Here is a 26,192-nt window from a genome sequence, read left to right on the forward strand (position 1 = left end):
CTTGTCCCACTCGGCTATTGACCCGCTCGTGTCGAGCACGGAGGATGGCTGCACCCGAACCCACGACACGATGGAGTGCCATGCGCGCGTTGCGCCGTCCGATCGTCACCGTCGCCGCGACATCCCTGCTGCTGGTCGTTCAGGCCGTGATCGACCCCACCGGCCTGCTCGCCCTCGTCGGCTGGCCCGGCGGCACGCCGCGGTTCGACCTGTGGTGGCCCGTCGCCCGCTACGTCGTGTTCGTGCCGGTCATGCTCGCCGTCGTCTGGTGGGCGGCGGTGCGCGCGGGCGACCGCTTCTGGACGCTGACCGCGGGCGTCGTGCTCGCCGCACTGCTCGCGCAGTTCGCGGCGTGCCTGGCGATGACCGGGGATGTCGCGCTGTCGGCGTGGGCCGGCGGCTTCGTGACCGCGAAGGCGGTGCCCACGGCGCTGATCGTGGCGGGGGTCGTGCGCGTCGTCGAGCGGGTGGTGGCGCGGCGCCGTGGCCTCGATACGGCGCTTCGCGCCCCATCGGCCGACGCGTTGACGGTCTGGCCGGCGGCGATCGCGGCCGGCGCCGTGGCGCCGCTGCTCGCGGGCTCCTGGTGGACGGGAGCGACGTACGCGCCCGGCATCCCGACGCCGAGGCCCGACGACGGCCCGATCGCGATGGTCGTCGCCGTGCTGCTGCTCATCGGTGCGGCGTGGCTCGGCATCCGGTGGATGCGCCGACGCGTGCCCGGGTTCCTCGGCACCTGGCTCGGCGTGCTCGTCGCGGGCGGCGTCTTCGGCCTCGCGCAGTCGATCGTCGGCCTCGTCGTCGACGACGGGTTCCGCGGCGACCTCTGGCCGCTCATGGCGGCCTACATCCACGTCGCCGACGGGCTCGCCTTCGCCGCCTGCACCGGCTGGATCGCGGCCGTCGTCGCACTCGTCGCCGACCGCGTCATGGCGCGGCGAGCGGCACGCAGCGCGGCAGACCCGACGGCGGGCGAACTGAACGAGCGACGAGATGCCTCGCCGGCACGCATCGCCGCGGGCGTCGGCATCGGCGTGGCCGTCGTCGCCGTGACCGCGGTCACCGCCTCGCTGCTCGCCCCGGCGGCGCCCGCGGTCGCGACCGTCGCGAACGAGGCATCCGTGCCCGCCGGGTTCCTGCGCGTCGAAGACGGGCGCTTCACCGACGGCGAAGGCCACCAGGTGCTGCTGCGCGGCGTCAACGTCAACCAGCTCGTCGACTTCTACCAGGCGCGCCCCGAGGTGCCTGCGACCCGCGAGCTCACCGAGCAGGACTTCGCCGACATGGCGACGTACGGGTTCAACGTCGTGCGGCTCGGCCTCTCGTGGTCGGCACTCGAGCCGACGCGCGGCGAGCTCGACCCCGACTACCTCGCGACCGTGAAGCAGGCGGTCGCGTGGGGCGAGAAGCACGGCATCCGCACCGTGCTCGACATGCACCAGGACGGCTGGTCGAACCTGCCGACCGCCGAGGGCACCGTGTGCCGGCCCGGCACCGACCCGATGTGGGGCTACGACGGCGCACCCGAGTGGGCGACCCACTGGGACGGCGCCCCGCGCTGCTCGTTCACGGGCCGCGACATCTCGCCCGCGGGCGACCGGGCGTTCGAGCACTTCTGGTTCGACACCGACGGCATCCAGACGGCGCTCGCCCGCACGTGGGGCGAGCTCGCCGGCGAGTTCGCCGACGAGAAGGCCGTCGCGGGCTTCGACCTGCTCAACGAGCCCGGCTTCGGCGAGACCGCGCCCGTCACGACCTCGAAGAAGAACGGCGAATACTCGGCGAAGGCGATCGCGGCGATCCGGGAGGCGGGCGCGCCGCAGATCGTCTTCGTCGAGCCCAGCATCCTGTGGTCGGGGCTCGGCTTCGACTCGGGTCCCGCGCGCGGCTTCACCGACGACCTCAACGTCGCGTTCTCGCCGCACCTCTACGCCGAGTCGATCACCATGGATGCCTCGCTCGGACTCCCCACGATCGTCAGCACCGAGCGCCAGTTCGAGCTCGGCCAGCGCGTGGCCGACGAGCTCGGCATGCCGATGTGGTCGGGCGAGTACGGGTACTGGGGCGACGATGAGTCGACCGCGGCGCACCTCTCGCGATACGCCGCCGAAGAGGACGCGCGCATGCTCGGCAGCGCCTACTGGGTGTGGAAGCAGGCGTGCGGCGACCCCCAGAACGGCATCCAGGAGCTCGGCAACGGGCTGCTCTCCGAGGTCTGCGCGACGGGCGAGGAGGCGCCGCGCAAGGAGCACCTGCTGGGCATCCTGTCGCGCGCCTACCCGCAGCAGGCGCCTGGCGTGCTCACGAGCCTTCGCGCCGGGGTCACGGGCACGCCGGATGCCGCGGCGACGATGTCGCTCACCGGCGAGGCCCCCTCGGCGACGTGCGGGCTGCAGGTCTGGATCCCCGGGTCGGCTGAGCCGGCCGTCGAGTCGAGCGGCCTCGGCGACGTCGCCGTCGACGAGGTGCCCGGCGGCTGGCTGCTCACCGGTTGCGCCGAGGGCGCGTACGCGCTCGACGTGAAGCCGGCCGAGTAGCGACGTAGGGTGGTGCGGTGCCCGAGATCGCCCACGTCGACCCGCTGAGCCCCGCGGCCGTCGCGATCCTGCGCCGCTACTACGACGACATCATCACGCGCTATTACGGCCGGGCCGCGACCGCCGCCGAGATCGACGAGCAGCTCGCCGGCGATCCCGACGACGACCTGCGCGGCGACCTCGGTGCGTTCTTCATCGCAACGGGCGACGAGGGATGCCTCGGCTGCGCCGGTGTGCGCTGGGTCGACGCCGACACGGCCGAACTGACCCGGGTGTTCGTCGCCCCCGCGGCGCGCGGCCTGGGGCTGGCCGCGACGCTCGTCGGCGCTGTCGAGACCGAGGCCCGTCGCACCGGGCGGCGCACCGTGCGGCTCGACACGCGTTCCGACCTCGTCGAAGCCCGTGCCCTCTACGCGAAGCTCGGCTACGCCGAGGTCGAGCCCTTCAACGACAGCCCGTACGCCGACCACTGGTTCGCGAAGGACCTCCGGGTCGCGCGATGACTCCGTCGAGCTGACGCCTGTGGCCACCGTCCGCATTCGTCAGCGACATCCGCTGCCGAAGGGTTCTACGCCCCGAGCATCTCCCGCGCGTGGCGGTACTTCTCGGCGAGGCGCTGCTGCGTCTCGAAGTCGAGCTTGCGCACTCGCCAGGCGGCCGAGTTGTCGTCGACGTCGGCGATCTTCACGCTGCGTGCGATCGCGTGACGGCGGATGCGCCCGTAGTACTCGGCCTCGGGCACCTCGGGGGTGCGGGTCAGCAGCACGACGACCTCGACGACCTCGGGCAGCACGCCCGCCTCGAGCAGCTCACGCGCCGTCAGGCCGGTGTCTTCGAGCACGTCGTGCAGCCAGGCGGCCGAGGTCGCGACGGGCTCGGCGATCGGATCGAAACGCTCGGCGACCCGACCGGGGTGGTCGATGTACGCCGCCCCGACCTTGTCGGTCTGACCTCGGTGCGCCACGAACGCGATGCCCTTCGCCAGCGCCACCTGCGCAGCCGCGGCGACGACCGCGTCGGCGTCGGGCAGCGGCTCCACGGCCCAGATGGGCGTCACGGGTGCTCCGGCGCCGGCCGGCTCGAAAGCGTTCGTCGTTCCCGTCACCATTCGGTCGGTCTCCTCGTTCACATCGGTTCGTTCGGTCTGGTCGGTCTGAGCGGGCCACGCGCCGGCAGGCTGCGGCATCGGGTCGGCGGCCTGCGGCGCGACCTCGGCAGGCTGCGGCATCGGGTCGGCGATCGGCGGCGCGACGTCGGCGGGCTGCGGCATCGGGTCGGCGATCGGCGGCGCGACGTCGGCAGGTCGCTCGATGGGCGCGGCCGCCGCGGGCGCCGGTGCGAGCCACCAGGGCGTGCCGGCGACCGGAGCCGCGGCGGGCTCCGGGTCGGGTTCGGCGTCGAACGGCCACTCGACCTCGGGCGCGACGCGCAGCGGTTCGGGCTCTGCCGCGGCGGATCCCTCGCGCATCTCATGGTCGTCGAGCTCCGCGTCGACCGGAGCGACGGGCAGGAGGCTCGCGAGCAGCGGCTCGGGTTCGAGGAGCGGTTCAGGGGCAGGTTCGGCGACCGGTTCCTCGATCGTCGGAGCCGGTCGGGCCTCGACCGCCGGCGCGGGATCGAACAGGGAGTCGAAGCCGAACTCGAACTCGGGCTCGAGCTCGAGCTCGGGCTCGGACACCGCGGGCGCCGGTGCAGCGGATGCCGGTGCAGCGGGCGCCGGCGCAGCGGGCTCCGGTTGCGGCGCGAGCTCCACCTGCGACTCGGAGGCCGCGGGCTGGATCTCCTCGATCACGGCGACCGGCTCGGGGCCGGCGATCGGCGCCGCGCCCGAGGCATCCGGCTCTGCGTTCTCGACGGCGGGCGCCTCGAGCTCGACCTCGGCGAGCGGGTCGCGGCCGCGCACGGTGCGCACGAAGCCGAGTTCGGCCTCGAGCTCGGCCATCTCGCGGGCGTCGAGCTCGAGCAGCGAACGAGCGTCACCGAGGCTGCGATGCACGAAGTAGTCCTCGTCGACCTCCACGAGCCGGGCGCCGTCGCTCGTCGTGAAGTAGCGCCGCCGGGCGCCGTCGGTCACCGCGACGATCACCTCGACGAAATCGCCGCTCGGCACCTCGCAGCAGAGGTAGTAGCGCTGCTGCTCGGGTGAGGCGGCGGTGGCCGCACCCGTCGTGACGATCGGCACGGCGCGCGCCGAGGAGGGGGAGGCCGGCGCCGGAGCAGCCGCGGGCGAGGTCGGCGCCGTCGGGGTCGACTCGACAGGCTGCGGCGTCGGCGGCGTCTGGCGGGGTTGCGCCGGCGCGGGCGGAGCCCATCCGCTCGCCGCGGGCGTCGGCAGGCGACGGGGGCGCAGCGTTCCACCGAGCTCGGCACTGCGTCGTGCCGCGCGCGAGGTGAGATCGTTCGCCGACGCACCGTCGCCCGGTGCAGACGGCTCGTCGGCGTGGATCGTCATCGTGGCTCCTGGGGGTGGGCGCCGGGGCGGTGGGGCTGCGGCCGTGGGGAGCGGCACGCCTCTCCGATGGTAGGCGCTTCCCGCCCCGGATTCGAGAAACTTCGCGAGCGGGTCGGTTCTTCGTCGCGCTCGATCGCCACGAGTTCGGGATATGCCGGTTACGCGTCAGTCCTCCGGCTCCTGGAAGATCGTCACCTGCAGGCCCGCGGGCGCGTCGAGCCTCGAGTTGATCGAGCGCCAGGGAGTCTCGCGCGGGGTCGCGAGCAGGCCGGCGCCAGCGTCGACGAGCTCGTCGGTCACGGCGGCCGTGTCGGCGACCTCGAATGCGACCCGCAGGTGCGGACTGCGCACCCCGTCGGTCTCGACCCTGTCGATGTACTCGACCTGCGCGGGATTCGAGAGCTCGAGCGTCGCGCGGCCGGCGTCGAGGATCATCACGCGGGCCCCGCCCTCGGCCTCGTACGCCTCCTCCTCGGGCAGTCCGAGCACGTCGCGGTAGAACGCGACGGCGGCCTCCCAGTCGTCGGCCTCGACCACGAGGCGCAACTGGCGCACACGGCGCGGGGTCTCTTCGGCATCGGTCATGCGGGCAGCCTACGGCGGGGCGAGCGAGTTGAGGGTTCCGACAAGGGATTCGCAGGAGGCATCCGTTCATCGCACAATCGGAGGCATGCGCATGACTCCCCGACGCCTCGCCATCGGCATGAGCCTGTGGGCCCCGAACCTGTTCAGCGGCATCCGCGTGAAGCGCATCTCCGACGACTGGACGAGCGCGACCGTGGAGCTGCACGTCAACCTCTTCACCCGCAACTACGTGAAGACCGCGTTCGGCGGGTCGATGTCGGCGATGACCGACCCCTACTACTTCATGCTCGTCATGCACCAGCTCGGTCGCGAGTACGTCGTGTGGGACACGCGCGGCGAGATCGAGTTCGTGAAGCCGGGCCGCGGCACCCTCACCGCGCATTTCGAGGTGTCGCGCGACAAGGCCGCCGAGCTGCGCGAACGCGCCCGCGGCGGCGCGAAGGTGCTCGAGTGGTTCGAGACCGACATCACCGACCGGGCCGGCGAGGTCGTCGCGCGAGTGCGGCGCGAGGTGTACGTACGCGAGAAGCGACGGGTGACGGAGGGCCAAGCCGACTGAGCCGGCGGCGCGACCGACGCCCGTGACCTGCCGTGCACTCCGATTCACACGCGCGCGGGACTCGGGTTAGATGGAACCGTCGTGCGATTCGCCGCGAGGCGAAGCCGCGACGCACTGCCCATCGACGAAGACGAGGTATGCGGATGACGACACGGAGCCCCTACAGCGCACGCACGGCCCTCCTGGCGGCCTCGCCGCTCCTGCTCGCGGTCGCGCTCACCGCCTGCACGCCGACCGGGTCCGACTCCCCCGAGCCGACGAGCCCGGTCGTGCAGCTCGGTGCGCCCGGCGAATCGAACCGCACGCTCTCCCCCGACGAGGCGGCGAACCTCGGCTCGCCCGAGTTCTCCGAGGTCGACTCGGCGTTCATGCTCGCGATGATCCGCCACCACCAGCAGGCGATCGAGATGACCGATCTCGTCGACGATCGCACCGACGACCGCGACATCCGCCTGCTCGCCGAACGCATGTCGGTGAGTCAGCAGGACGAGAAGACCCAGATCACGACGTGGCTGCAGGAGCGATCGGTGCCCGTCAACGGCGACGGCAGCGGCCACGAGGCGCACGACGCCGAGTCGATGCCCGGCATGCTGAGCGACGACCAGTTCGCCGAGCTCGAGGCGGCGACGGGCGAGGAGTTCGACCTGCTGTTCCTCGAGTACATGATCCAGCACCACGAGGGCGCAGTGCAGATGGTCGACGACCTCTACGCCGACGGCGGCGGCCAGGAGTCGGCGACCGACCAGTTCGCCCGTCACGTCGAATCGGACCAGGGCATCGAGATCGCCCGCATGCAGCAGATGCTCGCCGAGCGCACCGGCTGAGGCACGGGCGGCACCGACGAGACGGGGCCCGGCGGTCGTCGACCGCCGGGCCCCGTCGTGGGTGGGGAGGCGCGGCCTCCCCACACCGACTCATCGGAATGTCGCCGTCAGTGCCGTGAGCGCCTGCACCACGTCGGAGTCGGCCGGGAGGCCGGACTTGCGGGCGGCATTGACGAGCTGCGCGACGACCGCGCGGTCGGCCGCCGAGCCGTCGGCGAGCTGCTCCGCCTCGGCGAGGTGCTCACGCACCTCGGCGAGCGCCTCGCCGCTCAGGCTGCCGTCGCGCTCGGCCTGATCGACGTACGCGCCGGCGACGGCGAAGCTCGGCGCGTGCACGGCGCCGGTCTGCAGCTGCGCGTTGAACTCGTCGAAGCGCACCTCGCCGGCGGCCTCGATCTCGTTCGCCGACAGGTCGTCGCTCGCGGTGAGCGCCATCGTGTCGAACCCGCGCGCGATCTCGCTGCCGAGCACGTTGCCGTTGTACCAGTACGTCGACCAGTAGCCGCCGAGGTTCAGGCCGGTCGTGCTCGGCGTGTTGATCGGACCGCGGTCGAGGAAGGCGATCTCCTTCGGGTTCGCGGTGTCGGTGAAGTCGATCACCGACAGGCCGCCCTGGTACCACGCCTGCACCATGATGTCGCGCCCCGGCACCGGGATGAGCGAACCGTTGTGCGCGACGCAGTTCTCCTGCGTGGTCTGCGGCACCGGCAGCTTGTAGTAGCTCGCGAACTGCAGCTTGCCGTCGACGATGTCGAAGAGCGCGTCGGCGCCCCACTCGGGCTGGTCGGTCGACCGGCACCGTGCCGCCGTGCCGCCGCCCCACTCATCGGTGAAGATGACCTTCGTGCCGTCGTTGTTGAACGTCGCCGAGTGCCAGTACGAGAAGTTCGGGTCGGCGACCGCATCGATCCGCACCGGGTCGGCCGGGTCGGAGATGTCGAGCAGGATGCCGTTGCCCTGGCACGCGCCGGCCGCGAGCCCGATCTCGGGGTAGGCGGTGATGTCGTGGCACGTGTTCGTGTTGGGGTTCGGCGAGTACCGGGTGCCCGACGGGTGCAGCGGCTGCGTCGGTCCGTTCTGCAGTCCGTTGAACGCGCCCGTCTCGGGGTCGGCGAAGATGCGCGGCTGGTTCACGATCGCCGCCGTCTCAGGCGCGGCGAGCGGCACCTTGATGACGTCGATGCGCCACTGCGTCGGGTTGCCCGTCGTGACCGGCTCGGTCGAAGCCGGCGCGTTCTCGCAGCCCGCGAGCTCGAGCGGCGAACGCACGCCCGAGGTGCCCGAGTTGTAGATGTAGACGTTCTCGGCGTCGTTCGGGTCGCTGACGAGCGTGTGCGTGTGCGAACCGCGGCAGGTCTGCACGCCGGGCAGCTGCACCGGGTTGTCGATGTCGCTGATGTCGAAGATGCGCACGCCGCGGAACCGCTCGGGGTTCACCGAGCCCGGCGCCCCCTGGGTGCCGCAGTCGATGCGGCCGCGCGTCTCCTCGACCGACATGAACAGCAGGTCGCCGTACACCGAGACGTCGCCCTGGCCGCCCGGGCAGACGAACGACGAGCGCAGCGTCGGCTCGGCCGGGTCGGACACGTCGTAGACCTGGAAGCCGTTGAAGTTGCCCACGATGGCGTTGTCGCCCGAGAAGGCGAGGTCGGAGTTGACGAACCCGAAGTCGCCGGGCGGGGCGTTGAACGGGTCGACCCGTGGCGTGCTCGACAAGAGGTCGATGTTGCTCGTCGCGACCTCGGCGTCGAGGTAGCCGGCGGGCAGGTCGACCCTGGGGTCGTCTTCGGCGACCGCCGCGGTGGCGGTCATCAGTGAGGCGCCGAGCAGCAGGGCGCCGGCGGCGGCGAGTGCGCGGCGCCGCGCATTCGGGGGTCGTTGTTCGGATCTCATCGTCGTGCCCTCTTCTCTCGTTACGACAGAACCTGCGTTTCGACACAGCGATCGAGCCCTCCGATGGGCGGTCGCCCACAACCCCGTGGGCGCCCGCAGCCCCGGAAGGCCGACCATGCCCCCCAAACTAGCGACAAGCGCAGGGTCGGCGCAGCCGGTATTTCGGGGGACACGGGCGACTCCGTCGGTGGGTCGCCGTACCGTCGGCCCATGGGCCGGGTGCAACCGTTCGAGATCCACGTCGACGATGAAGTGCTCGGCGACCTGCGGGCACGCCTCGCCCGCACCCGGCTCCGGGGCGACTCGCCGCGACGGCCGCCGGCGGGCATGAACCACGACTACCTGCGGCAGCTCATCGACACCTGGGCGGCATGGGACTGGCGAGCGCGCGAGGCGTGGCTCAACCGGCATCCGCAGTTCGTCGCCCGGGTCGGCGACGCCGACGTGCACTTCGTGCACCGGCGATCCGAGCGCACCGACGCACCCGTGCTGCTCGTGATGCACGGCTGGCCGCACACCTTCGCGCTGCAGCTCGACTTCGCCGACCTGCTGCCCGACTTCCACGTCGTCGTGCCGAGCCTGCCGGGGTTCGCCTTCTCATCGCCGTACGCCGACGGCCCGATGACCGAGCGGCGCCTCGCCGAGACGATGCACTCGCTCATGACCGACGTGCTCGGCTACGAGCGCTACGTCACCTACGGCGAGGACGTCACGGCCAACGTGAGCGACCTCATCGCCGCGAGCCATCCCGAGCACGTCGCCGCGATCGTCGCGACGCACGCGCACTTCCCGACCGGTGACGAACGGGAGGCGCTCACCGACCCGGCCGAGCGCGCGTTCTTCGCGGCGCTCGCCGAGCGCCACGGCACCGACGGCGCCTACGGGCACGTGCAGGCGACGCGTCCCGACACCCTCGCGGTCGCCCTCGACGACTCCCCCGCCGGCCTGCTCGCCTGGATCGCCGAGAAGCTCGTCGAGTGGAGCGACACCCCGCCCGGCGACCCCAGCGCCGTCGAGCGCCGCATCTCGCGCGACCGCATCCTCACCGAGGCGATGATCTACTGGGTCACCCGCTCGATCGCGTCGTCGTTCCGTCCGTACTACGAGGGCGCTGATCAACCCGACCCGATTCCGCCGACCGGGGTTCCGGCGGCCGTCTTCATCCAGCGGCACGAGGCCGACTACCCCGAGACGCTCGCGCGACGGCACTACCTCGACCTGCGCGTCTTCGACCGGCTGCCAGAGGGCGGGCACTTCACCGTCGCCGAGGTGCCCGAGGCGATGGCGGCGCGGGTGCGGGAGTTCGTGGGGTCGCTGGGCTGAGGCGCCGCGGGCGCAGCTCGGGTCCTCGGCCGTCCGGGGTTCGAGGCGGGTCCTCTTCGTCGGCGCTCCTCGACCGACTCAGGCCGTTCGACCCACGATGCCGTCGGCCTCGCGAGCGACCCACCCGACGAGGGGCAGCATGTGCTCCATGAGGTCGTCGCCGAGCGGCGTCAGCGAGTACTCGACGCGAGGCGGCACCTCGGGATACGAGGTGCGGGCGACGAGCCCGTCGGCCTCGAGGGTGCGCAGCGTCGAGGCGAGCATCTTCTCGCTGATGCCTTCGACCTCGCGACGCAGCTCGCCCCAGCGATGCGTGCCGTCGGTCAGCGCGAGCAGCACGAGCACACCCCACTTGCTCATGATGTGGTCGAGCACGACCCGTGTCGGGCAGCCGTCGGTGAAGACTTCGCCGGACTGCTCCCGGATCTCCGCAAGACTTACCGTCATGTGGGTACCTTACTTCAAAGTGGGTACAGATTCGAGGGAAGGTTCAGCCGAGGCATCCGGTTGGAGCCGGTGACGCTTCTCGAAAGGAACCGACCCTCATGACCATCCTCGTCACCGCCGCCTCGGGCCAGCTCGGCCGCCTCGTCGTCGACGCGCTGCTCGACCGCGGCGTCGCCCCCGCCGACATCGTCGCGACCGCCCGCGACACGGCGAAGCTCGCCGACCTCGCCGAGCGCGGCGTGCACACCGCTCGCCTCGACTACTCGGAGCCCGCCTCGATCACGGCGGCGCTCGACGGCGTCGACCGGGTGCTGCTCGTCTCCGGTTCGGAGTTCGGCGAGCGCGCCGCCCAGCACCAGAACGTGATCGACGCGGCGAAGGCCGCGGGCGTCGCGAAGCTCGTCTACACGAGCGCACCGCAGGCCGCGACCGCCGACTTCGTGCTCGCGCCCGAGCACCGCGCCACCGAGGAGGCGATCGGCGCCTCGGGCATCCCCGCGGTCATCGCCCGTGACAACTGGTACACCGAGAACTACGCGGCGGATGTCTCGCGCGCGGCCGACACGGGCGTCATCGCCGCTTCCGTGGCCGACGGGAAGGTCGCGAGCGCGACCCGCGCCGACCTCGCCGAGGGCCTCGCCGTGCTGCTGACGAGCGACGACCACGTCGGCCAGGTGCTCGAGCTCGCCGGCGAGACGGCGTGGAGCTACGACGAGCTCGCCGCCGCGGCGTCCGAGGTGCTCGGTCGCGAGGTGCGGTACCAGCAGCTCACGACCGAGGAGCACGTGGCCGCGCTCGAGTCGGCCGGACTCGACGCGGGCACCGCGGGGTTCGTCGCGGGCATCGACGACGGAATCCGCCGCGGCGTGCTCGACGTGCCGAACGACGCGCTCGCCCGCCTCATCGGCCGGCCGACGACCTCGCTCGTCGACGGGCTGCGCGCGGCGCTTGCCGCGTAGCGATCAGCGCACGACGTCGTAGACGGCCTTGACGATGCCGTTCGAGTAGGCCGCGTGCTCGGTGAGCTCGAGCTTCGTCGTGAGGCCCGGATCGTCGCCGAACAGGCGCTTGCCGCTGCCGAGCAGCACCGGGAACACCAGCAGGTGGTACCGGTCGACCAGCCCGGCGGCGGCGAGCCCCTGCGCGAGGGTCGCCGAGCCGTGCACGATGATCGGCGCGCCCTCGCCCTCCTTCAGGCGGGCGACGTCGTCGAGCGAGCGCAGCAGGTTCGTCTCGTGCCACTCGGGTACGAGGTCGGCCTCGTCGAGCGTCGTCGACACGACGTACTTCGGCATCGCGTTGTACTCGGCGAAGTCGTCCTCCATCGAGGGCCACACGGGCGCGAACTCCTGGTAGCTCACCCGGCCGAGCAGCAGGGCTCCGGCTTCGAGTTGCTCGGTGCCCTTGAGCTCGTACGCCTCCTCGACGAACGGCACCTCCTTGAAGGTCCAGCCGGCGCGAGGGTGGTCGCCGCCGCCGGGCGAGTCGACGACGCCGTCGAGGCTGATGAACTCGGTCACGATGATGGGGCGCATTGGCCTGTCCTTCCGATTCAGGTGGCGGCGAAGCATCCGCCTTCATTCTGGACGTCGAACGGGCCGCGCCGATATCGACAGATCACGGAAGAAGCCCACCGCAGGTCACGCGGCGTCACAGCACGACTGCGCCGAATACGCTCGAAGGATGACTCGACTTCGGCCCGTGCTCGCGGCCCTGCCCCTGCTCGTGCTCGCCCTGGCCGCCTGTTCCTCGCCGTCCGGCTCGACCGGCGAGGGCGCCGAGCCCACCGCTGCCGCCACGGCGGAAGCCACCGCCGACGCCGCGACCGTGCTCGAGGAGTGCACGGGCGTCGCCGTCATCGTCGACTCGGCCGACCTCGAGCTGAGCGAACCGATCGACGTCGCCGCGTGCGTCGACACCGACGAGCCGATTCTCGCCGCCGACGCGCTCGACGAGGCCGGCGTCGCGACCGAGGGCACCGTCGAATGGGGCGACCAGGTCGTCTGCCGCGTGAACGGCGAGCCCGCGGAGGACACGCTCATCACGGCCGCCGACGGCACCGAGTATCACGAGACCTGCGCCTCGATGCCCGCGGCGTTCGCGTACTGGTCGCTCTGGCAGCGCAGCGGCGGCGGCGAATGGGGTTACGCGCAGGAGGGCCTGCCGACGCTCGAGCTGGCGCCGGGCGACGCGGTCGAGCTGCTCTTCACGCTCAACGACCAGCCGGCCTCGCCCGCCGAGTAGGCGGCCCGTGCCTCCGCCGGCCGGGCGGCGCCGACGCGTATCGAGACCACGATGCCAGCCAGCCCTTGACCGCGCACCAGCGACCTGATGCACTGACCCCGATGTTCCGGTTCCGACCAGCTCCGCTCCGCCTTGCGCTCGTGCTCGCGGCGGTGTTCGTCGCGACCCGGGTCGTGTACCGCGTGCTGTTCGCGGGCGCCGGCGGGCCCGGCGTCGTGCTGGTCGACCTGCCGGTCGTGCGGCTCGCTCCCCCGTTCGAGCATGTCGCGATGTTCGGACCGATCACGACGGGCGGGCTGTGGGCCGCGTTCGTGAGCGCCCTGCCGATCGCGCTCGTGATTCTCGCTTTCGGCGTCGTCAACGCGTGCGTCGACGTCTCGCGGGTGTTCGCGCGGGCCGCTCGCGGAGGTCCCCTCGCCGGATCGGCTCGCGCGCTCGTCATCGCGTGGTCGACGTTCCCCGCGCTCGCCGACGCCGTGCGCCGGGTTCGGCTCGCCCGGCGGCTCCGCGGCGAACGCGGCGCCGGCGCGCTCATCGTGCCCGTTCTCGAGCACACGATCGAACGCTCGATCGCGATCGCCGCCGCGATGGAGGTGCGCGGCTTCGCCGCGACCCATCGCGTCGAGGGCGACTGCGCCCGCCCCGTCGAGGTGACCGGCGCCGTGCTCGGCCACGGCGAGGGCGACGACCGCGAGCGTGCGGACCGCTGGTCGATCGCCGTGCCCGAACTGCGGCTCGAGCCCGGCACCCTCGCCGTGCTCGCCGGCCCGACCGGTTCGGGCAAGTCGACCCTGCTCGACACCCTGGGCGGCGTGCACACGCACGTCGACGGCGGTCGGGCGTCGGGCGTGCTCCGCGTCGGCGGCGTCGACCGCCTCGCCGTGCCGGCCCGCGACACGGCCGGGTTCGTCGGGGTGGTCGCACAGGACCCGCGGCTCGGATTCACGAGCGAGACCGTCGACGACGAGGTCGGCTTCGCGCTGACCGTGCGCGGCGTCGCACCCGTCATCGTCGCGGCCCGCGTCGCCGAGGTGCTGACGCGCATCGGCGCCGAGCATCTCGCGGGACGCGAGCTGCGCAGCCTCTCGGCGGGCGAGGCGACGCTCGTCGCGATCGGCGCCGCGATCGTCGAGCAACCCCTGCTGCTGCTCGTCGACGAACCGCTCGCCGACCTCGACCCCGAGGCCCGCGCCCGCATCACCGGACTGCTCGGACGCATCGCGCACGAGGCGGGCGTCTGCGTGCTCGTCGCCGAGCATCGGGCGGCCGAGTTCGCGGCGGTCGCCGATCGGTGGTTCGAGATCTCGGAGGGCGCGGTCGTCGAGGCATCGAGCGCTCCCGACTCGACCGAGGGCCAGCGGGCCGCCTCGTCTGGAGACGCTCGTGCGTCGCTTCCCGGCCGACGGGCCGGCGTTGGACTGCGCGTCGCCGGCATCACCGTGCGACACGGCGATCAGGTCGCGGTCGACGACGTCTCATTCGACGCGGCGCCCGGCGAGATCGTGGCGCTCGGCGGACCGAACGGGGCCGGCAAGTCGAGCCTCTTCACCGCGATCGCGCTCGGCACCGAACCGGGCACGGTGCGCACGGGCGACGAGGATGACTCGGGCCAGGATGCCTCGGGCCACCGCCCCTCCCGGTCGTCACGGCGTCGCATCGCCCTCGTGCCCGACCGCTCCGACGACCTGCTCTTCACCGACACCGTCGAGGCCGAGTGCCGGCGCGCCGACCGCACCGGACGCCGACCGCGCGGCACGACGTGGGCACTGTTCACCGAGCTGCTCGGGCACCCGACCGATCGGGATGAGCTCGCGGCGCGGCATCCGCGCGACCTCTCGGCCGGCCAACGGCGGCTGCTCGTGATCGCCGTGCAGGCGGCGGGCGAGGCATCCGCGCTGCTCGTCGACGAGCCGACCCGCGGACTCGACCCGTCGGCGCAGACCGCGCTCGCGCGGGCCCTTCGGCTCGTCGCCGATCGGGGGCGAACCGTCGTCATCGCGACCCATGACCGCGGCTTCGCCGCGTGCGTCGCCGACCGCGCGCTCTCGATGCGCGAGGGGCGCCTCGAGGAGCGGCGAACGCCTGCCGCGCCCGCACCCGCGGGAGGTGCGGCATGAGCACGCTCGCCGCTCCCCCGGCGCCGGTCGTCGCACGGCGGCGACGGCTTCCGTCGTGGTCGTCGATGCTCCTCGTCGGCGGCAGCGTCGTCGCGGCGGCCGCATTCGCCTGGCCCCTCATCGCCCCCGCACTGCCGACCGACGCCCAGGCGGCGGCGCCCTGGGCGGCGCTCGCACTCGCGCCACTCGTCGCGATCGTCGCGGTGCTCGCGGTCGACGGCGGATTCCGCTCGGCGAAGACGCTCGCGCTGCTCGGCACGCTCACCGCGGTCGCCGCCGCCGTGCGCGTCGCCGGCACGGGGGTCGGCGGAGTCGAGGCGGTGTTCGTGCTGCTGATCCTCGCCGGGCGGGCGTTCGGGGCGCGGTTCGGGTTCCTCCTCGGGGTGCTCGCGATCGCCCTGTCGTCGACGATGACGGGCGGATTCGGGCCGTGGACCCCCTTCCAGATGTTCGCGTGCGCGTGGGTCGGGGCGGGAGCAGGGCTGCTGCCGCGGGCGCGCGGGCGGCTCGGCGAGATCGTGCTGCTGTCGGTGTACGGGGTGCTCGCCTCGTACGCGTTCGGGCTCGTCATGAACCTGTGGTTCTGGCCGTTCGCGATCGGCGGCGGCACCGGCATCTCGTACGAATCGGGCGCCCCGCTCGCACAGAACCTCGCGTCGTTCTGGCTGTACTCGCTGACGACCTCGACGCTCACGTGGGACACGCTGCGCGCCGTCACGACCGTCGTCGGGCTCGCCGTGTTCGGCCCGGCCGCGCTCGCGGCGCTGCGTCGGGTGCGGCTGTCGCGCTGAGCGGAGTGATCGGTCGCCTCCGGGGCGCCCGGCCTGCAGCGCAGGGAGCGAGCATCACCGGAGGTGATGGTGTGGATTTGTGGACTTGTCGACAACGCACGTGTGGACTTGTCGACAACCCACGTGTGGATTTGTGGACTTGTCGACAACCCCGCCGGAAGGACCCACTCCCCGAGGTATCCGCCACCCCGAGCCGGCGCACCACACCCCGACGGGTGGCCGGAATTCGAGACGGTCGCTGCGCCTCATCCTCGACCCGCTCGACGCGTCAGACGGAGAAGTACTTCGCCTCGGGGTGGTGGAACACGAAGGCGTCGGTCGACTGCTCGGGGTGCAGCTGCAGCTCCTCGCTGAGCTCCACGCCCATCCGCTCGGGGCGCAGCAGCTCGACGAGCTTGCGGCGGTCCTCCATGTCGGGGCAGGCGGGGTAGCCGAGTGAGAACCGCGCGCCGCGGTACTCGAGCTTGAAGAGCCCGGCCGTGTCGGTCGGGTCTTCACCCGCGAAGCCGAGCTCCGACCTGATTCGCGCGTGCCAGAACTCGGCGAGCGCCTCGGTGAGCTGCATGACGAGGCCGTTCACCTCGTAGTAGTCGCGGTACTTGTTCTCGGCGAACAGCTTCGCGGTGAACTCGTCGATCTTCGCGCCCGCGGTCACGAGCTGCACGGGCAGCACGTCGACCTGCCCCGACTCGCGCGAGCGCACGAAGTCGGCGAGGCACAGGTGCCGGTCGCGACGCTGCCGCGGGAAGTGGAAACGGAGGCGGTCGGTGCCGAGCGCCTCATCTGAACCGCCGTCGGGGGCGAGCAGCCCGGGCACTCCGAGCACGCCCGTGGGGTCGTCGGCGTGGTGCAGCACGACGACGTCGTCGCCCTCCGACACCACCGGGAAGAAGCCGTACGCCACCGAGGCATCCAGGAGCCCCTCGGAGAGGATGCGGTCGAGCCAGTACCGCAGGCGCGGCCGGCCCTCGCGCTCGACGAGCTCCTCGTAGGACGCGCCGTCGGCACCCCGACCCGGCTTCAGCCCCCACTGGCCCATGAACGTCGCCCGCTCGTCGAGGAACGCCGCGTAGTCGGCGAGCGCGATGCCGCGCACGATGCGGGTTCCCCAGAACGGCGGGGCCGGAACGGGGTTGTCGGTCGCGACATCCGACCGCGCCGGCATCTCGTCGGGTTCGGTGAGCGTCAGGCGAGACCCCGACGCGTGGATGCGCTTCTTGAGGGGCGGCAGGCCCACTTCGTCGGGCGAGGCCCCGCGGGCGATCCTCACGAGCGGCTCCATGAGCGCGAGCCCCTCGAACGCGTCGCGCGCGTAGCGCACCTGCCCGTCGAAGATCCCGGCGAGGTCGTCCTCGACGTAGGTGCGCGTGAGCGCGGCGCCGCCGAGGATGACGGGCCAGCGCTTCGCGAGGCCGCGGTGGTTCAGCTCCTCGAGGTTCTCCTTCATGACGACCGTCGACTTCACGAGCAGGCCCGACATGCCGATGACGTCGGCGCCGTGCTCTTCTGCGGCCCTGATGATGTCGGCGATCGGCTGCTTGATGCCGAGGTTGATCACGTCGTAGCCGTTGTTCGTCAGGATGATGTCGACGAGGTTCTTGCCGATGTCGTGCACGTCGCCGCGCACCGTCGCGAGCACGATGCGGCCCTTGCCGGAGGCATCCGACTTCTCCATGTGCGGTTCGAGCAGGGCGACCGCGTTCTTCATGACCTCGGCCGACTGCAGCACGAACGGCAGCTGCATCTCGCCCGCACCGAACCGCTCGCCGACGATCTTCATGCCCTCGAGCAGGTGGTCGTTGATGATGCCGAGCGCGGTCATGCCCGAGTCGAGCGCGAGCGACAGGTCGGCGTCGAGTCCCTTGCCCTCGCCGTCGATGATGCGCCGCTCGAGGCGCTCGCCGACGGGCAGCGCCGCGAGCTCGGCGGCGCGCTGGTCGCGCAGCGCCGCGGTGTCGACCCCGGCGAACAGGTCGAGCATACGGGCGAGCGGGTCGTAGGTGGCGTTGCCGTCGGCGTCGAACTCCCGGCGGTCCCAGACGAGGTCGAGGGCGACCTCGCGCTGCTCGTCGGAGAGCGATGCGAGCGGCACGATCTTGGCCGCGTCGATGATGCCCGAGCTGAGCCCCGCCTCGACGGCCTCGTGCAGGAACACCGAGTTGAGCACGCTGCGTGCCGCCGGGTTGAGCCCGAACGACACGTTCGAGACGCCGAGCGTCGTGTTGATGCCGGGGTACTTCGCGTTGATGCGACGGATCGCCTCGATCGTCTCGATCGCGTCGCGCCGGGTCTCCTCCTGGCCGGTCGCGATCGGGAACGTGAGCGCGTCGACGATGATGTCCTCGACGCGCATGCCCCACGTGCCGGTGAGCTCGTCGACGAGCCGCGAGGCGATCGCGACCTTGCCGTCGGCGGTGCGGGCCTGGCCCTCCTCGTCGATCGTGAGCGCGACGACCGCCGTGCCGTGCTCCTTCACGAGCGGCATGATGCGGCCGAAGCGACTCGTCGCGGCATCCCCGTCTTCGTAGTTGACCGAGTTGACGACGGGGCGCCCGCCGATGAGCTCGAGACCGGCGCGGATCACCTCGGGCTCGGTCGAGTCGACGACGAGCGGCAGCGTCGACGCGCTCGCGAAGCGCGAGACCACCTCGCGGATGTCGGCGACGCCGTCGCGCCCCACGTAGTCGACGCACACGTCGAGCAGGTGGGCGCCGACGCGGGTCTGCGACTTGGCGATCTCGACGCAGTCGTCCCAGCGACCCTCGAGCATCGCCTCGCGGAACGCCTTCGACCCGTTCGCGTTCGTGCGCTCGCCGATCGCGAGGTACGACGCGTCCTGCTGGAACGGCACGTGCTGGTAGAGGGAGGCCACGCCGGGCTCCGTCTGGACGGCCGGTCGAGTGGCGCCCGATGCTGGAGCACGCGTATCGAGACCCGACGCCGCCCCGACGGGCCGCAGCCGCTCGACGACCGCCGCGAGGTGGTCGGGCGTCGTGCCGCAGCAGCCGCCGACGAGGGCGAGCCCGAACTCCTCGACGAACTGCGCGTGCGCGGTCGCGAGCTCGGCGGGCGTGAGCGGATAGTGCGCGCCGTTCGCGCCGAGCACGGGCAGGCCCGCGTTCGGCATGCACGCGACCGGCACCCGCGAGTGCTTCGACAGGTGCCGCAGGTGCTCGCTCATCTCGTCTGGTCCGGTGGCGCAGTTGAGGCCGATCGCGTCGACGCCGAGCGGCTCGAGCGCCGTGAGGGCGGCGCCGATCTCGGAGCCCATGAGCATGGTCCCCGTGGTCTCGACGGTCACCTCGACGAAGATCGGCAACCGGATGCCGCGGCGGACGATCGCCAGCTTGCAGGCGTTGACCGCGGCCTTCGTCTGCAGCAGGTCCTGGCTCGTCTCGATGAGGAACGCGTCGGCCCCGCCCGCGATGAGCCCCTCGGCCTGCAGCGCGAACGTCTGCTTGAGGTGGTCGTAGGTCGTGTGGCCGAGGCTCGGCAGCTTCGTGCCGGGCCCCATTGAGCCCAGCACCCAGCGCATGCGGCCGTCGTCTGCCTCGGACGCCTCGACCCGCGCCCGCGCGATGCGGGCACCGGCCGCGGCGAGCTCGAAGATGCGCTCGTCGATGCCGTAGTCCGAGAGGTTCGACCAGTTCGCCCCGAAGGTGTTCGTCTCGACCGCGTCGATGCCGACCGCGAGGTACGCGTCGTGGATGCCGCCGATCACGTCGGGGCGGGTGACGTTGAGCACCTCGTTGCAGCCCTCGTGTCCCTCGAAGTCGACCTCGATCGACAGGTCGTGCTGCTGCAGCATCGTGCCCATCGCGCCGTCGGCGATGACGACGCGGGTCGCGAGCGCCTCGAGCAGGGCCTCGGCGCGGGCGGTCCTCGGCACCGGGTCGATGTCGAGGTCGAATCTGGGCGCGCCGGAGGTGCTGGGGGTCACATCGCGAGTGTAGTCACGCGGGTCCCGCGCCGCCCGGCCCGTTACGCGGGAGGACGCGCGGAGCTGCCCGCGCCCGTCGGCGCCGGGTGGCGCGGCGCGGCGGGGCGGGGTGGCGCGGCGGGGCGGGGTGGCGCGGCGGGGCGCGGTGGCGCGCGGCTCGGCTGGAGCCGCCGAGCGTTTCCGTTCGCGCCGGGCGTTCCCGTCCGAACGGCAACGATCGCCGGAAACGGCAACGCTCGTCGCACCGACGACAGCGGGTGCGGGTCCCGAATGACTCGCACCCGCCGTGCGTGGGCGACCGCGTCAGCGCGAGAGCGTCAGCTCGACCGTCGCGCCCGGCTTCGCCGTGATGCGCAGGGTCTGCTTCTTGCGGTCGTAGTGCGCCGTGCCGCCGCTGATCTCGACGTCGGGACGCTGCGCGTATGCGGCGCTCGGCACCCACACCTCGCTCGGACCGGCGCCCGCCATGTAGCTCAGCGAGTAGTCGCCGGTCGCGGCGTCGAAGTGCTCGGCGCCGGGAACGCCGGCGATCGCCCGGGCGTACGGTCCGAACGCGGGCTCGTTGCCGGGCGCGGCCCCGCCCGCGGCATCCATCGCGCAGTACCCGCCGTGGTCGCTCCGGCAGAAGTACCACATCGACCATCCGGTCGCGAACCGTTCCATCGACGCCACCTGCGCGGCCACGAGGGCGGCGTTGCCGGGCGTGCGCGAGTTCGGCACGCCCCACTCGCCCACGATCAGCGGCATGCCGTTGGCGGCCGGGTAGGCCGAGATCGCCGCCTCGTAGTTCACCACGAAGTCGTCGCCGACCCAGTCGCCGCCCTCTTCGACCCCGGTGTTGTAGAAGTGCGGGGCGTAGCCGATGCGCGGGGCACCGTCGCGCGGGTCGTCGAACGAGCGCAGCTGGGTGGGCACGCCGTAACCGACCAGCACGGTCGGCTCGACGAAGATCCACGAGTCGTCGTCGACACTGCGGATCGCGGGGATCAGCCGGTCGTACATGTCGCTGATCTTCGTCGACTCGATGCGGGCCGATGCGGTGACCCAGTCTTCGTCTTCGTAGAACTCGCCGAACGGCTCGTTGAAGAGGTCGTATCCGAGCAGGCTCTCGTGGTCGCCGAAACGGCCGGCCACCTCGACCCACAACTGCTGCTGAGCCGCTCGCAGATCGGCGTCGTCGTAGAGATGCGTGAAGGCGCGCATGACCGCGGGCTGGAAGTAGTTGTTGAACCAGTTGTCGGGGTCGTCCACGAACGGCAGCCCGTCGGTGCGGGTCGTCCACTCGGGAGCACCCGAGGCCCCGAACGTGGGCCCGTAGACGTCCTGGTGCATGTCGATCATGACGTGCACGCCCTCGCGGTCGGCCGCGTCGAGCACCGCGTCGACGTAGTCGAAGTAGGAGTCGTCGTACTGGCCCTGTTCGGGTTCGAAGTACTGCCACTGCACGACGAGCCGCAGGAAGTCGAAGCCCTGGTCGGCCATCGCGGCGACATCCTCGGCAGTCACGCGGTCGCTCGGGTACTTTCCGGCGTTGAAGCCGCGCAGCTGCAGGGCTCGGCCCTGCTCGTCGGCGATGAACGTACGGCCGTCGGGGGTCGTGATCGTGCCGCGATCACGGTCGGCGGTCGCGGCGACCGCGAGGGCGGATCGCGAGGTCGCGGTCATCGGCTGGGCGTTCGCCGATTCGGATGTCGCGGCCGAGGCGGCCGTCGGAACGGCGAGGCTCGCGGTGAGCGCCAGCGCGAGTGCGGCGCCGGCTCGATGCAGGGTCGAAGACACTTCGGGGGTACTCCTTGCGCGTCGTTGCGGGTCGGGATGCGAGGAGCCTACGGCGAAGTGGGTCAATTGTCCAAGTACTGCGGTCCCGAGCGTGCCGGACGGGCCCTGCGAACCGGATCGCGGGGTACGTCGAGCAGGACGTTCGGCGTCATCGGGGGACACCGTCGGCACCGGGCGGTAACAACATCGAAACGACCGTTCCACCCGTCCGGAGTGCGTGTTAGCGTGCTCGCACCGTGCCCGGCGATCCCGGGCATTCCCACGAAGGAGTGCAAGTGAAACGACGCACCATGCTCGCCGTCACCGCGGCGAGCGCGACGATGATGACGGGGCTCGCGTTCGGCCCCGCCGCAATGGCCGCCCCACCGGCCGCCGACCCGGGCACGTCGCCGTCGGCCGCCCAGCGACTCGACAACCGCCCGGGCCCCCTCACGAAGTCCCAGAGCGAGCAGCGCAAGCTCGCGCAGCAGCTCGTGCGCCAGGGCAAGGCCACGCCGAACGACGACGGCGTCGTCGCGCTCGGCGCCGACAAGTTCGCCGAGACCGCCGTGACCGGCACCGGCCGGGTCTTCACGATCCTGTCCGAGTTCGGCGACCAGGGCAGTGGCAAGCTCGGCACGGTGCCGGGCCCGCTGCACAACGAGATCCCCCAGCCCGACCGCAGCGTGAACAACAGCACGCACTGGATGGCGGACTTCAACAAGGCCAGCTACGAAGACCTGTTCTTCGGCGAGGGCGAGTCGTTCGCCGACTTCTACTCGAAGCAGTCGAACGGCAACTACACCGTCGACGGCGAGGTGAGCGACTGGGTGCAGGTGCCCGGCAACGCCTCGACCTACGGCGACAACTCGGTCGAGGACTACGGCGGCGCCTGGCAGTTCATCGAGGACACGGGCAACGCCTGGTACGACGAGCAGGTCGCCGCGGGCAAGACCGAGGCCGAGATCAAGGCCGAGCTCGCCTCGTTCGACGTGTGGGACCGCTACGACGCCGACGGCGACGGCAACTTCGACGAGCCCGACGGCTACCTCGACCACTTCCAGGCCGTGCACGCCGGCGAGGGCGAAGACGCCGGCGGCGGCGCGCAGGGCGAAGACGCCATCTGGTCGCACCGCTGGTACGTGAACTCGACCGACTACGGCACGACCGGCCCCGAGGGCGCCAAGTTCGGCGGCTCGCAGATCGGCGACACCGGCTTCTGGATCGGCGACTACACCGTCGAGGCCGAGAACGGCGGCCTGGGCGTGTTCGCGCACGAATACGCGCACGACCTCGGCCTTCCCGACTTCTACGACACGAACGGCGGCGAGAACTCGACCGCCTTCTGGACCCTCATGTCGAGCGGCTCGTGGCTCAACCACGGCGGCGAGGACATCGGCACCACGCCGAACTACATGGGCCCGTGGGAGAAGATGCAGCTCGGCTGGCTCGACTACGCGGTCGTGAACAAGGGCGAGTCGGGCTCGTACACGCTGAGCCCCGCCGCGCTCCAGACCGACGGCCAGGAGCAGGCGCTCGTCATCGACCTGCCCGACGAGGAGATCGAGCAGACGTACACGACGCCGTACTCCGGCGCGAACGCCTGGTGGACCTCGAGTGCCGACGACCTCAACACGACCCTCACCCGCACGCTCGACCTGAGCAAGGTGAAGTCGGCGACGGTCACGGCGAAGGCCTGGTACGACATCGAGGCCGGCTACGACTACTTCTACGCCGAGTACTCGACCGACGGCGGCGCGAGCTGGCTGCCGGCCGGCAAGTCGCTCAGCGACACCTCGAACGGCAAGTGGACGACGCTGCGGTACTCGGTGCCCGGCGGCTCGGCCGACACGCAGTTCCGGTTCCGCTACCAGTCGGACGGCGGCGTGCACCTCGCCGGCGCGTTCCTCGACGACATCGTCGTGAAGTCGGGCGGCACGACGCTGCTGACCGACGACGTCGAGGGCGGCGCGAACGGCTGGACGGCCGCGGGCGGCTTCACGATCAGCGACGGCACCGCGACCTCGACGGGCGACCGGTACTACCTGGCCGAGAACCGCACCTACGTCGGCTACGACGCGACGCTCCAGAACGGTCCGTACCAGTTCTCGGAGGGCATCACGCGGCCCGACTGGGTCGAGCACTTCGCCTTCCAGGAGGGGCTGCTGATCTGGGCGGTCAACGAGGCCTACACCGACAACAACACGATCGACCACCCGGGCGACGGCCTCGCGCTGCCCGTCGACGCGCGTTCGGCGAAGTTCACCTACCCCGACGGCACCGCGCCGAGCAACCGGCGCCAGCCGTTCGACGCGACCTTCGGCCTGAAGGACTTCACCGACGTGGTGCTCCACAAGCAGGTCGTGGTCGGCAAGGGCAAGAACCAGACGGTCGAGTCCGTCGGGGCCGCGGCCCCGGGCGAGGCCCAGGACGCGACGTTCGACGACTCGGACGTGAACGCGTTCAACGACCCGTCGAACCCGCTCGGCGGCGTCAAGGTCGCCGGCGAGGGCGTCACGGTCACCGTCACCTCGCAGGTCACGGGCGGCACCATGGGGGTCACCGTGAACTACCCCGCGAACTAGCCTCGGCTGCTCGCACGAACGGGCCCGTCTCCGCGAGGAGGCGGGCCCGTTCCCGTTCGCGCACGTTGCGACGCGGATGTCGCCGCCCACGCCGATCGCGTCGGTCCCGCGGATCGCCGCGTCGCGGATCTACGCTCTCCCTGAGCCGACGCGAAGGGAGCCGCCGATGGCCGAGCCCGTGTACCCGCCGCCGCCGTCGGAGTCGATCAACACGATCGAGCAGATGCGCGATGCGGTGTTCTTCGACGAGCCGGGTCGGGTGCGCCGCATCCAGCGCTTCTGGATCCTGCTCGTGCTGTCGTCGGCGATCGCCGCGAGCGGGGTGATCGGCGACTCGACCGCGACCGTCATCGGCGCCATGATCGTCGCGCCGATGATGCTGCCCATCCAGGGCACGATGCTCGCGACCGTGCTCGGCGAGCGGGCGAACTTCGTGCGATCGCTCGTCACGATGATAGCGGGCGCCCTCGCGGCGATCGCGATCGGCTACCTGTGCGGCCTGCTCGTCGTCGTGCCCCAGACCGCGGCGACGAACGCGCAGATCGCCGAGCGGGCGACGCCCGACCTCATGAGCCTGTTCGGCGCGCTCGCGACGGGCGCGGTCGCCTCGATCGCCCTCGTGCGCAAGGACATCTCCGACACGCTGCCCGGCGTGGCCATCGCGATCTCGCTCGTGCCGCCGCTCGTCGTGGTCGGCGTCGCCGCCGAGTCGGGCGACTACGCCGCGTCGATCGGGTCGCTGCTGCTGTTCGTCGCGAACGTCGCGGCCATCCTCGGCACCGGCGTCGTGGTGATGGCGCTCTACCACGTGCAGCGCTGGGGCGCGATGGCGGTCGCCGCCGGGGCCCCGCGCATCGCGACCGGGTCGATGGCGCTCACGCCCCTGAGTCGCCGGCGCTCGCACATCGCGATCGCGGTCATGCTCGTGCTCGTCGCGATTCCGCTCACGCTCTCGACCTATCGCACCGTGACGACGACCACGCAGGCGTCGAACGTCGACGCGGCGGCGAACTCATGGGCCGATGACGAGGACCTCGAGGTCATCGAGATCGCGACCGAGTCGCCCGGCTACGTGGTACGCGTGACCGGTGGCGACGCGATGCCCGATGTCGCACCGCTGCAGAAGTCGCTCGATGCTGCCGGCGTCGACCCCTCGACCGTCGCGGTCGAATGGGTGCCGACCACGCGGGTCGACCTCGGCGGTTGATGGCCTCGGACGACCGCAGATGACCGGGGCGGGCCGGCGAGCGCGCGCCCGAGTGCGGTCGGGACCGTTCAGCGTTGCCGCAGCCAGTCGCCGAGGAGAGCGCGGAACGCCTCGGGCTGCTCGACCCACGGGTAGTGGCCGCACGCATCGAGGAATCGCAGGTCGGCGCCGATCGCGTCGGCGTAGGCCTCGACGGTGCGCACGCCGACGAGGATGTCCTCGTCGCCCGCGATCACGAGCGCGGGGCGGGCCGGTGCGGCGCGAACGAGCTCGGCGGCGTCGGCGGGGATATCGGCGAAGTACGCGTCGAGCGAGGCGAGCGACCATTCGCCGACGGCGGCATGCCGCTGCTCGCGCTCGGTCCAGCGGGCGTAGCCGGCGGGCCCCTCGAGTTCGCGAGCCCGCTCGAACTCGGCCTGGTCGCGCGGCTCGGGCCCGGTCAGCGAGTCGAGCGCCCGATCGACGAGCGGATCGTGCCGCCGGCGTGCGAGCTCGACGCTGTCGCGCGGCGCATCGGTGAACCACGCCGCGGCCGGGGTGACGAGGGCGAGGCTCCGCACCCGCTCCGGCGTTCGCGCCCAGGCGGCGAGCGCCAGTCGGGTGCCCGCCGAGTGGGCCACGACGTCGACGGCCTCGAGGCCGAGATGGTCGGCGAGGTCGACGAGATCGTCGGCGTCGGTCCACCAGCCGCGCGACAGCCCGCCGGTCGTCGGGGTTCCGCGCGGGTGCAGCACGGCGAGCGGTCGCCCCGCGAGATCGGCGGCGCCGGCCAGGTCCTCGAGGTAGTCGACCCCGCGGCACGGTCCGCCGGGAACGACGATGGCCGCGGCATCCCCGTTCGTCTGACCGATGACGTGAAAGGCGATGCCGGTGCCGTCGCGCGCGGTGAAGGTCTGCACCCGCCCGACGATACCGGTCCCGCACGAGGTG

Annotated in this window: 19 protein-coding genes; 11 read left to right on the forward strand and 8 right to left on the reverse strand. The window is 71.8% G+C overall.

Features of this window, described 5'->3' with window-relative positions; genetic code table 11:
• The first annotated feature begins 80 nt into the window (after positions 1 to 80).
• A complete protein-coding gene (locus tag ACFWGP_RS07560) occupies positions 81 to 2,537 on the forward strand; it encodes a glycoside hydrolase family 5 protein (RefSeq protein ID WP_376930559.1) in 2,457 nt (818 codons plus the stop codon).
• A gap of 17 nt (positions 2,538 to 2,554) precedes the next feature.
• Positions 2,555 to 3,040 (forward strand): GNAT family N-acetyltransferase, encoded by a 486-nt coding sequence (locus ACFWGP_RS07565; RefSeq protein ID WP_231429874.1) that lies wholly within the window; start codon positions 2,555 to 2,557, stop codon positions 3,038 to 3,040.
• 65 nt (positions 3,041 to 3,105) lie between these two features.
• On the opposite strand, the gene ACFWGP_RS07570 is transcribed toward ACFWGP_RS07565, so the two are convergent.
• Together ACFWGP_RS07570 and ACFWGP_RS07575 are read right to left on the reverse strand one after the other, a co-directional pair.
• Positions 3,106 to 4,989: a hypothetical protein gene (locus tag ACFWGP_RS07570; RefSeq protein ID WP_376930560.1), complete on the reverse strand. Its 1,884-nt coding sequence runs from the start codon at positions 4,987 to 4,989 to the stop codon at positions 3,106 to 3,108.
• A 165-nt stretch (positions 4,990 to 5,154) separates the two neighbouring features.
• Entirely contained in the window at positions 5,155 to 5,574 is a 420-nt protein-coding gene (locus ACFWGP_RS07575; RefSeq protein WP_231429872.1) for a VOC family protein, read from the reverse strand.
• A gap of 91 nt (positions 5,575 to 5,665) precedes the next feature.
• Between ACFWGP_RS07575 and ACFWGP_RS07580 the strand changes: the two genes are divergently transcribed.
• Together ACFWGP_RS07580 and ACFWGP_RS07585 are read left to right on the forward strand one after the other, a co-directional pair.
• Positions 5,666 to 6,133, forward strand: coding sequence for a DUF4442 domain-containing protein (locus tag ACFWGP_RS07580; protein ID WP_376930561.1), 468 nt, complete (start codon positions 5,666 to 5,668; stop codon positions 6,131 to 6,133).
• A gap of 143 nt (positions 6,134 to 6,276) precedes the next feature.
• Positions 6,277 to 6,957, forward strand: coding sequence for a DUF305 domain-containing protein (locus ACFWGP_RS07585; protein ID WP_376930562.1), 681 nt, complete (start codon positions 6,277 to 6,279; stop codon positions 6,955 to 6,957).
• 90 nt (positions 6,958 to 7,047) lie between these two features.
• On the opposite strand, the gene ACFWGP_RS07590 is transcribed toward ACFWGP_RS07585, so the two are convergent.
• The gene (locus tag ACFWGP_RS07590) at positions 7,048 to 8,850 is read right to left on the reverse strand and encodes an LVIVD repeat-containing protein (protein WP_376930563.1); all 1,803 of its coding nucleotides are present in this window, start codon (positions 8,848 to 8,850) and stop codon (positions 7,048 to 7,050) included.
• A 210-nt stretch (positions 8,851 to 9,060) separates the two neighbouring features.
• Here ACFWGP_RS07590 and ACFWGP_RS07595 point away from each other — a divergent pair, with 210 nt between their 5' ends.
• A complete protein-coding gene (locus ACFWGP_RS07595; RefSeq protein ID WP_376930564.1) occupies positions 9,061 to 10,173 on the forward strand; it encodes an epoxide hydrolase family protein in 1,113 nt (370 codons plus the stop codon).
• A 78-nt stretch (positions 10,174 to 10,251) separates the two neighbouring features.
• On the opposite strand, the gene ACFWGP_RS07600 is transcribed toward ACFWGP_RS07595, so the two are convergent.
• Positions 10,252 to 10,620: a helix-turn-helix domain-containing protein gene (locus tag ACFWGP_RS07600; RefSeq protein ID WP_231429855.1), complete on the reverse strand. Its 369-nt coding sequence runs from the start codon at positions 10,618 to 10,620 to the stop codon at positions 10,252 to 10,254.
• Positions 10,621 to 10,718: 98 nt separating this feature from the next.
• Here ACFWGP_RS07600 and ACFWGP_RS07605 point away from each other — a divergent pair, with 98 nt between their 5' ends.
• On the forward strand, positions 10,719 to 11,579 hold the full coding sequence (locus tag ACFWGP_RS07605; RefSeq protein WP_376930565.1) for an SDR family oxidoreductase: 861 nt from the start codon (positions 10,719 to 10,721) through the stop codon (positions 11,577 to 11,579).
• A gap of 3 nt (positions 11,580 to 11,582) precedes the next feature.
• On the opposite strand, the gene ACFWGP_RS07610 is transcribed toward ACFWGP_RS07605, so the two are convergent.
• The gene (locus ACFWGP_RS07610) at positions 11,583 to 12,155 is read right to left on the reverse strand and encodes a dihydrofolate reductase family protein (protein ID WP_275505302.1); all 573 of its coding nucleotides are present in this window, start codon (positions 12,153 to 12,155) and stop codon (positions 11,583 to 11,585) included.
• 148 nt (positions 12,156 to 12,303) lie between these two features.
• On the opposite strand from ACFWGP_RS07610, the gene ACFWGP_RS07615 reads away from it, so the two are divergent.
• The 3 genes from ACFWGP_RS07615 (at position 12,304) to ACFWGP_RS07625 (ending at position 15,772) form a co-directional block, all read left to right on the forward strand.
• Complete coding sequence (locus tag ACFWGP_RS07615) at positions 12,304 to 12,864, forward strand: hypothetical protein (RefSeq protein WP_231429852.1); 561 nt, start codon at positions 12,304 to 12,306, stop codon at positions 12,862 to 12,864.
• Between the two features lie 101 nt (positions 12,865 to 12,965).
• Positions 12,966 to 14,981, forward strand: coding sequence for an ATP-binding cassette domain-containing protein (locus ACFWGP_RS07620; protein ID WP_376930566.1), 2,016 nt, complete (start codon positions 12,966 to 12,968; stop codon positions 14,979 to 14,981).
• Positions 14,978 to 15,772, forward strand: a complete 795-nt coding sequence (locus tag ACFWGP_RS07625) for an ECF transporter S component (RefSeq protein WP_376930567.1) — start codon at positions 14,978 to 14,980, stop codon at positions 15,770 to 15,772. The genes ACFWGP_RS07620 and ACFWGP_RS07625 overlap by 4 nt, the downstream gene beginning before the upstream one ends.
• A 268-nt stretch (positions 15,773 to 16,040) precedes the next feature.
• Here ACFWGP_RS07625 and metH read toward each other — a convergent pair whose 3' ends face one another.
• Both metH and ACFWGP_RS07635 read right to left on the reverse strand, forming a co-directional pair.
• Entirely contained in the window at positions 16,041 to 19,712 is a 3,672-nt protein-coding gene (metH, locus tag ACFWGP_RS07630; protein WP_376930568.1) for a methionine synthase, read from the reverse strand.
• Positions 19,713 to 20,015: 303 nt separating this feature from the next.
• A complete protein-coding gene (locus ACFWGP_RS07635; protein ID WP_376930569.1) occupies positions 20,016 to 21,491 on the reverse strand; it encodes a cellulase family glycosylhydrolase in 1,476 nt (491 codons plus the stop codon).
• 275 nt (positions 21,492 to 21,766) lie between these two features.
• Between ACFWGP_RS07635 and ACFWGP_RS07640 the strand changes: the two genes are divergently transcribed.
• Both ACFWGP_RS07640 and ACFWGP_RS07645 read left to right on the forward strand, forming a co-directional pair.
• On the forward strand, positions 21,767 to 24,055 hold the full coding sequence (locus ACFWGP_RS07640) for an immune inhibitor A domain-containing protein (protein WP_376930570.1): 2,289 nt from the start codon (positions 21,767 to 21,769) through the stop codon (positions 24,053 to 24,055).
• 166 nt (positions 24,056 to 24,221) lie between these two features.
• Positions 24,222 to 25,262: a DUF389 domain-containing protein gene (locus tag ACFWGP_RS07645; protein ID WP_376930571.1), complete on the forward strand. Its 1,041-nt coding sequence runs from the start codon at positions 24,222 to 24,224 to the stop codon at positions 25,260 to 25,262.
• A gap of 68 nt (positions 25,263 to 25,330) precedes the next feature.
• Here the strand turns inward: ACFWGP_RS07645 and ACFWGP_RS07650 are convergent, their stop codons facing one another.
• A complete protein-coding gene (locus tag ACFWGP_RS07650) occupies positions 25,331 to 26,161 on the reverse strand; it encodes an alpha/beta fold hydrolase (RefSeq protein WP_376930572.1) in 831 nt (276 codons plus the stop codon).
• Between the last annotated feature and the right edge of the window lie 31 nt (positions 26,162 to 26,192).

The organism is Agromyces sp. NPDC127015 (assembly GCF_042725165.1).
GTDB classification, from domain to species: Bacteria; Actinomycetota; Actinomycetes; order Actinomycetales; family Microbacteriaceae; genus Agromyces; species Agromyces chromiiresistens.

Excerpts from the sequence above, each read along its gene's own strand:
- ACFWGP_RS07620 (WP_376930566.1), top strand. The coding sequence starts at position 12,966 with ATGTTCCGGTTCCGACCAGCTCCGCTCCGCCTTGCGCTCGTGCTCGCG.
- ACFWGP_RS07585 (WP_376930562.1), top strand. The coding sequence starts at position 6,277 with ATGACGACACGGAGCCCCTACAGCGCACGCACGGCCCTCCTGGCGGCC.
- ACFWGP_RS07575 (WP_231429872.1), bottom strand. The coding sequence starts at position 5,574 with ATGACCGATGCCGAAGAGACCCCGCGCCGTGTGCGCCAGTTGCGCCTC.
- ACFWGP_RS07600 (WP_231429855.1), bottom strand. The coding sequence starts at position 10,620 with ATGACGGTAAGTCTTGCGGAGATCCGGGAGCAGTCCGGCGAAGTCTTC.
- ACFWGP_RS07615 (WP_231429852.1), top strand. The coding sequence starts at position 12,304 with ATGACTCGACTTCGGCCCGTGCTCGCGGCCCTGCCCCTGCTCGTGCTC.
- ACFWGP_RS07645 (WP_376930571.1), top strand. The coding sequence starts at position 24,222 with ATGGCCGAGCCCGTGTACCCGCCGCCGCCGTCGGAGTCGATCAACACG.
- ACFWGP_RS07625 (WP_376930567.1), top strand. The coding sequence starts at position 14,978 with ATGAGCACGCTCGCCGCTCCCCCGGCGCCGGTCGTCGCACGGCGGCGA.
- ACFWGP_RS07580 (WP_376930561.1), top strand. The coding sequence starts at position 5,666 with ATGACTCCCCGACGCCTCGCCATCGGCATGAGCCTGTGGGCCCCGAAC.
- ACFWGP_RS07610 (WP_275505302.1), bottom strand. The coding sequence starts at position 12,155 with ATGCGCCCCATCATCGTGACCGAGTTCATCAGCCTCGACGGCGTCGTC.
- ACFWGP_RS07605 (WP_376930565.1), top strand. The coding sequence starts at position 10,719 with ATGACCATCCTCGTCACCGCCGCCTCGGGCCAGCTCGGCCGCCTCGTC.
- ACFWGP_RS07590 (WP_376930563.1), bottom strand. The coding sequence starts at position 8,850 with ATGAGATCCGAACAACGACCCCCGAATGCGCGGCGCCGCGCACTCGCC.
- ACFWGP_RS07560 (WP_376930559.1), top strand. The coding sequence starts at position 81 with ATGCGCGCGTTGCGCCGTCCGATCGTCACCGTCGCCGCGACATCCCTG.
- ACFWGP_RS07595 (WP_376930564.1), top strand. The coding sequence starts at position 9,061 with ATGGGCCGGGTGCAACCGTTCGAGATCCACGTCGACGATGAAGTGCTC.
- ACFWGP_RS07570 (WP_376930560.1), bottom strand. The coding sequence starts at position 4,989 with ATGACGATCCACGCCGACGAGCCGTCTGCACCGGGCGACGGTGCGTCG.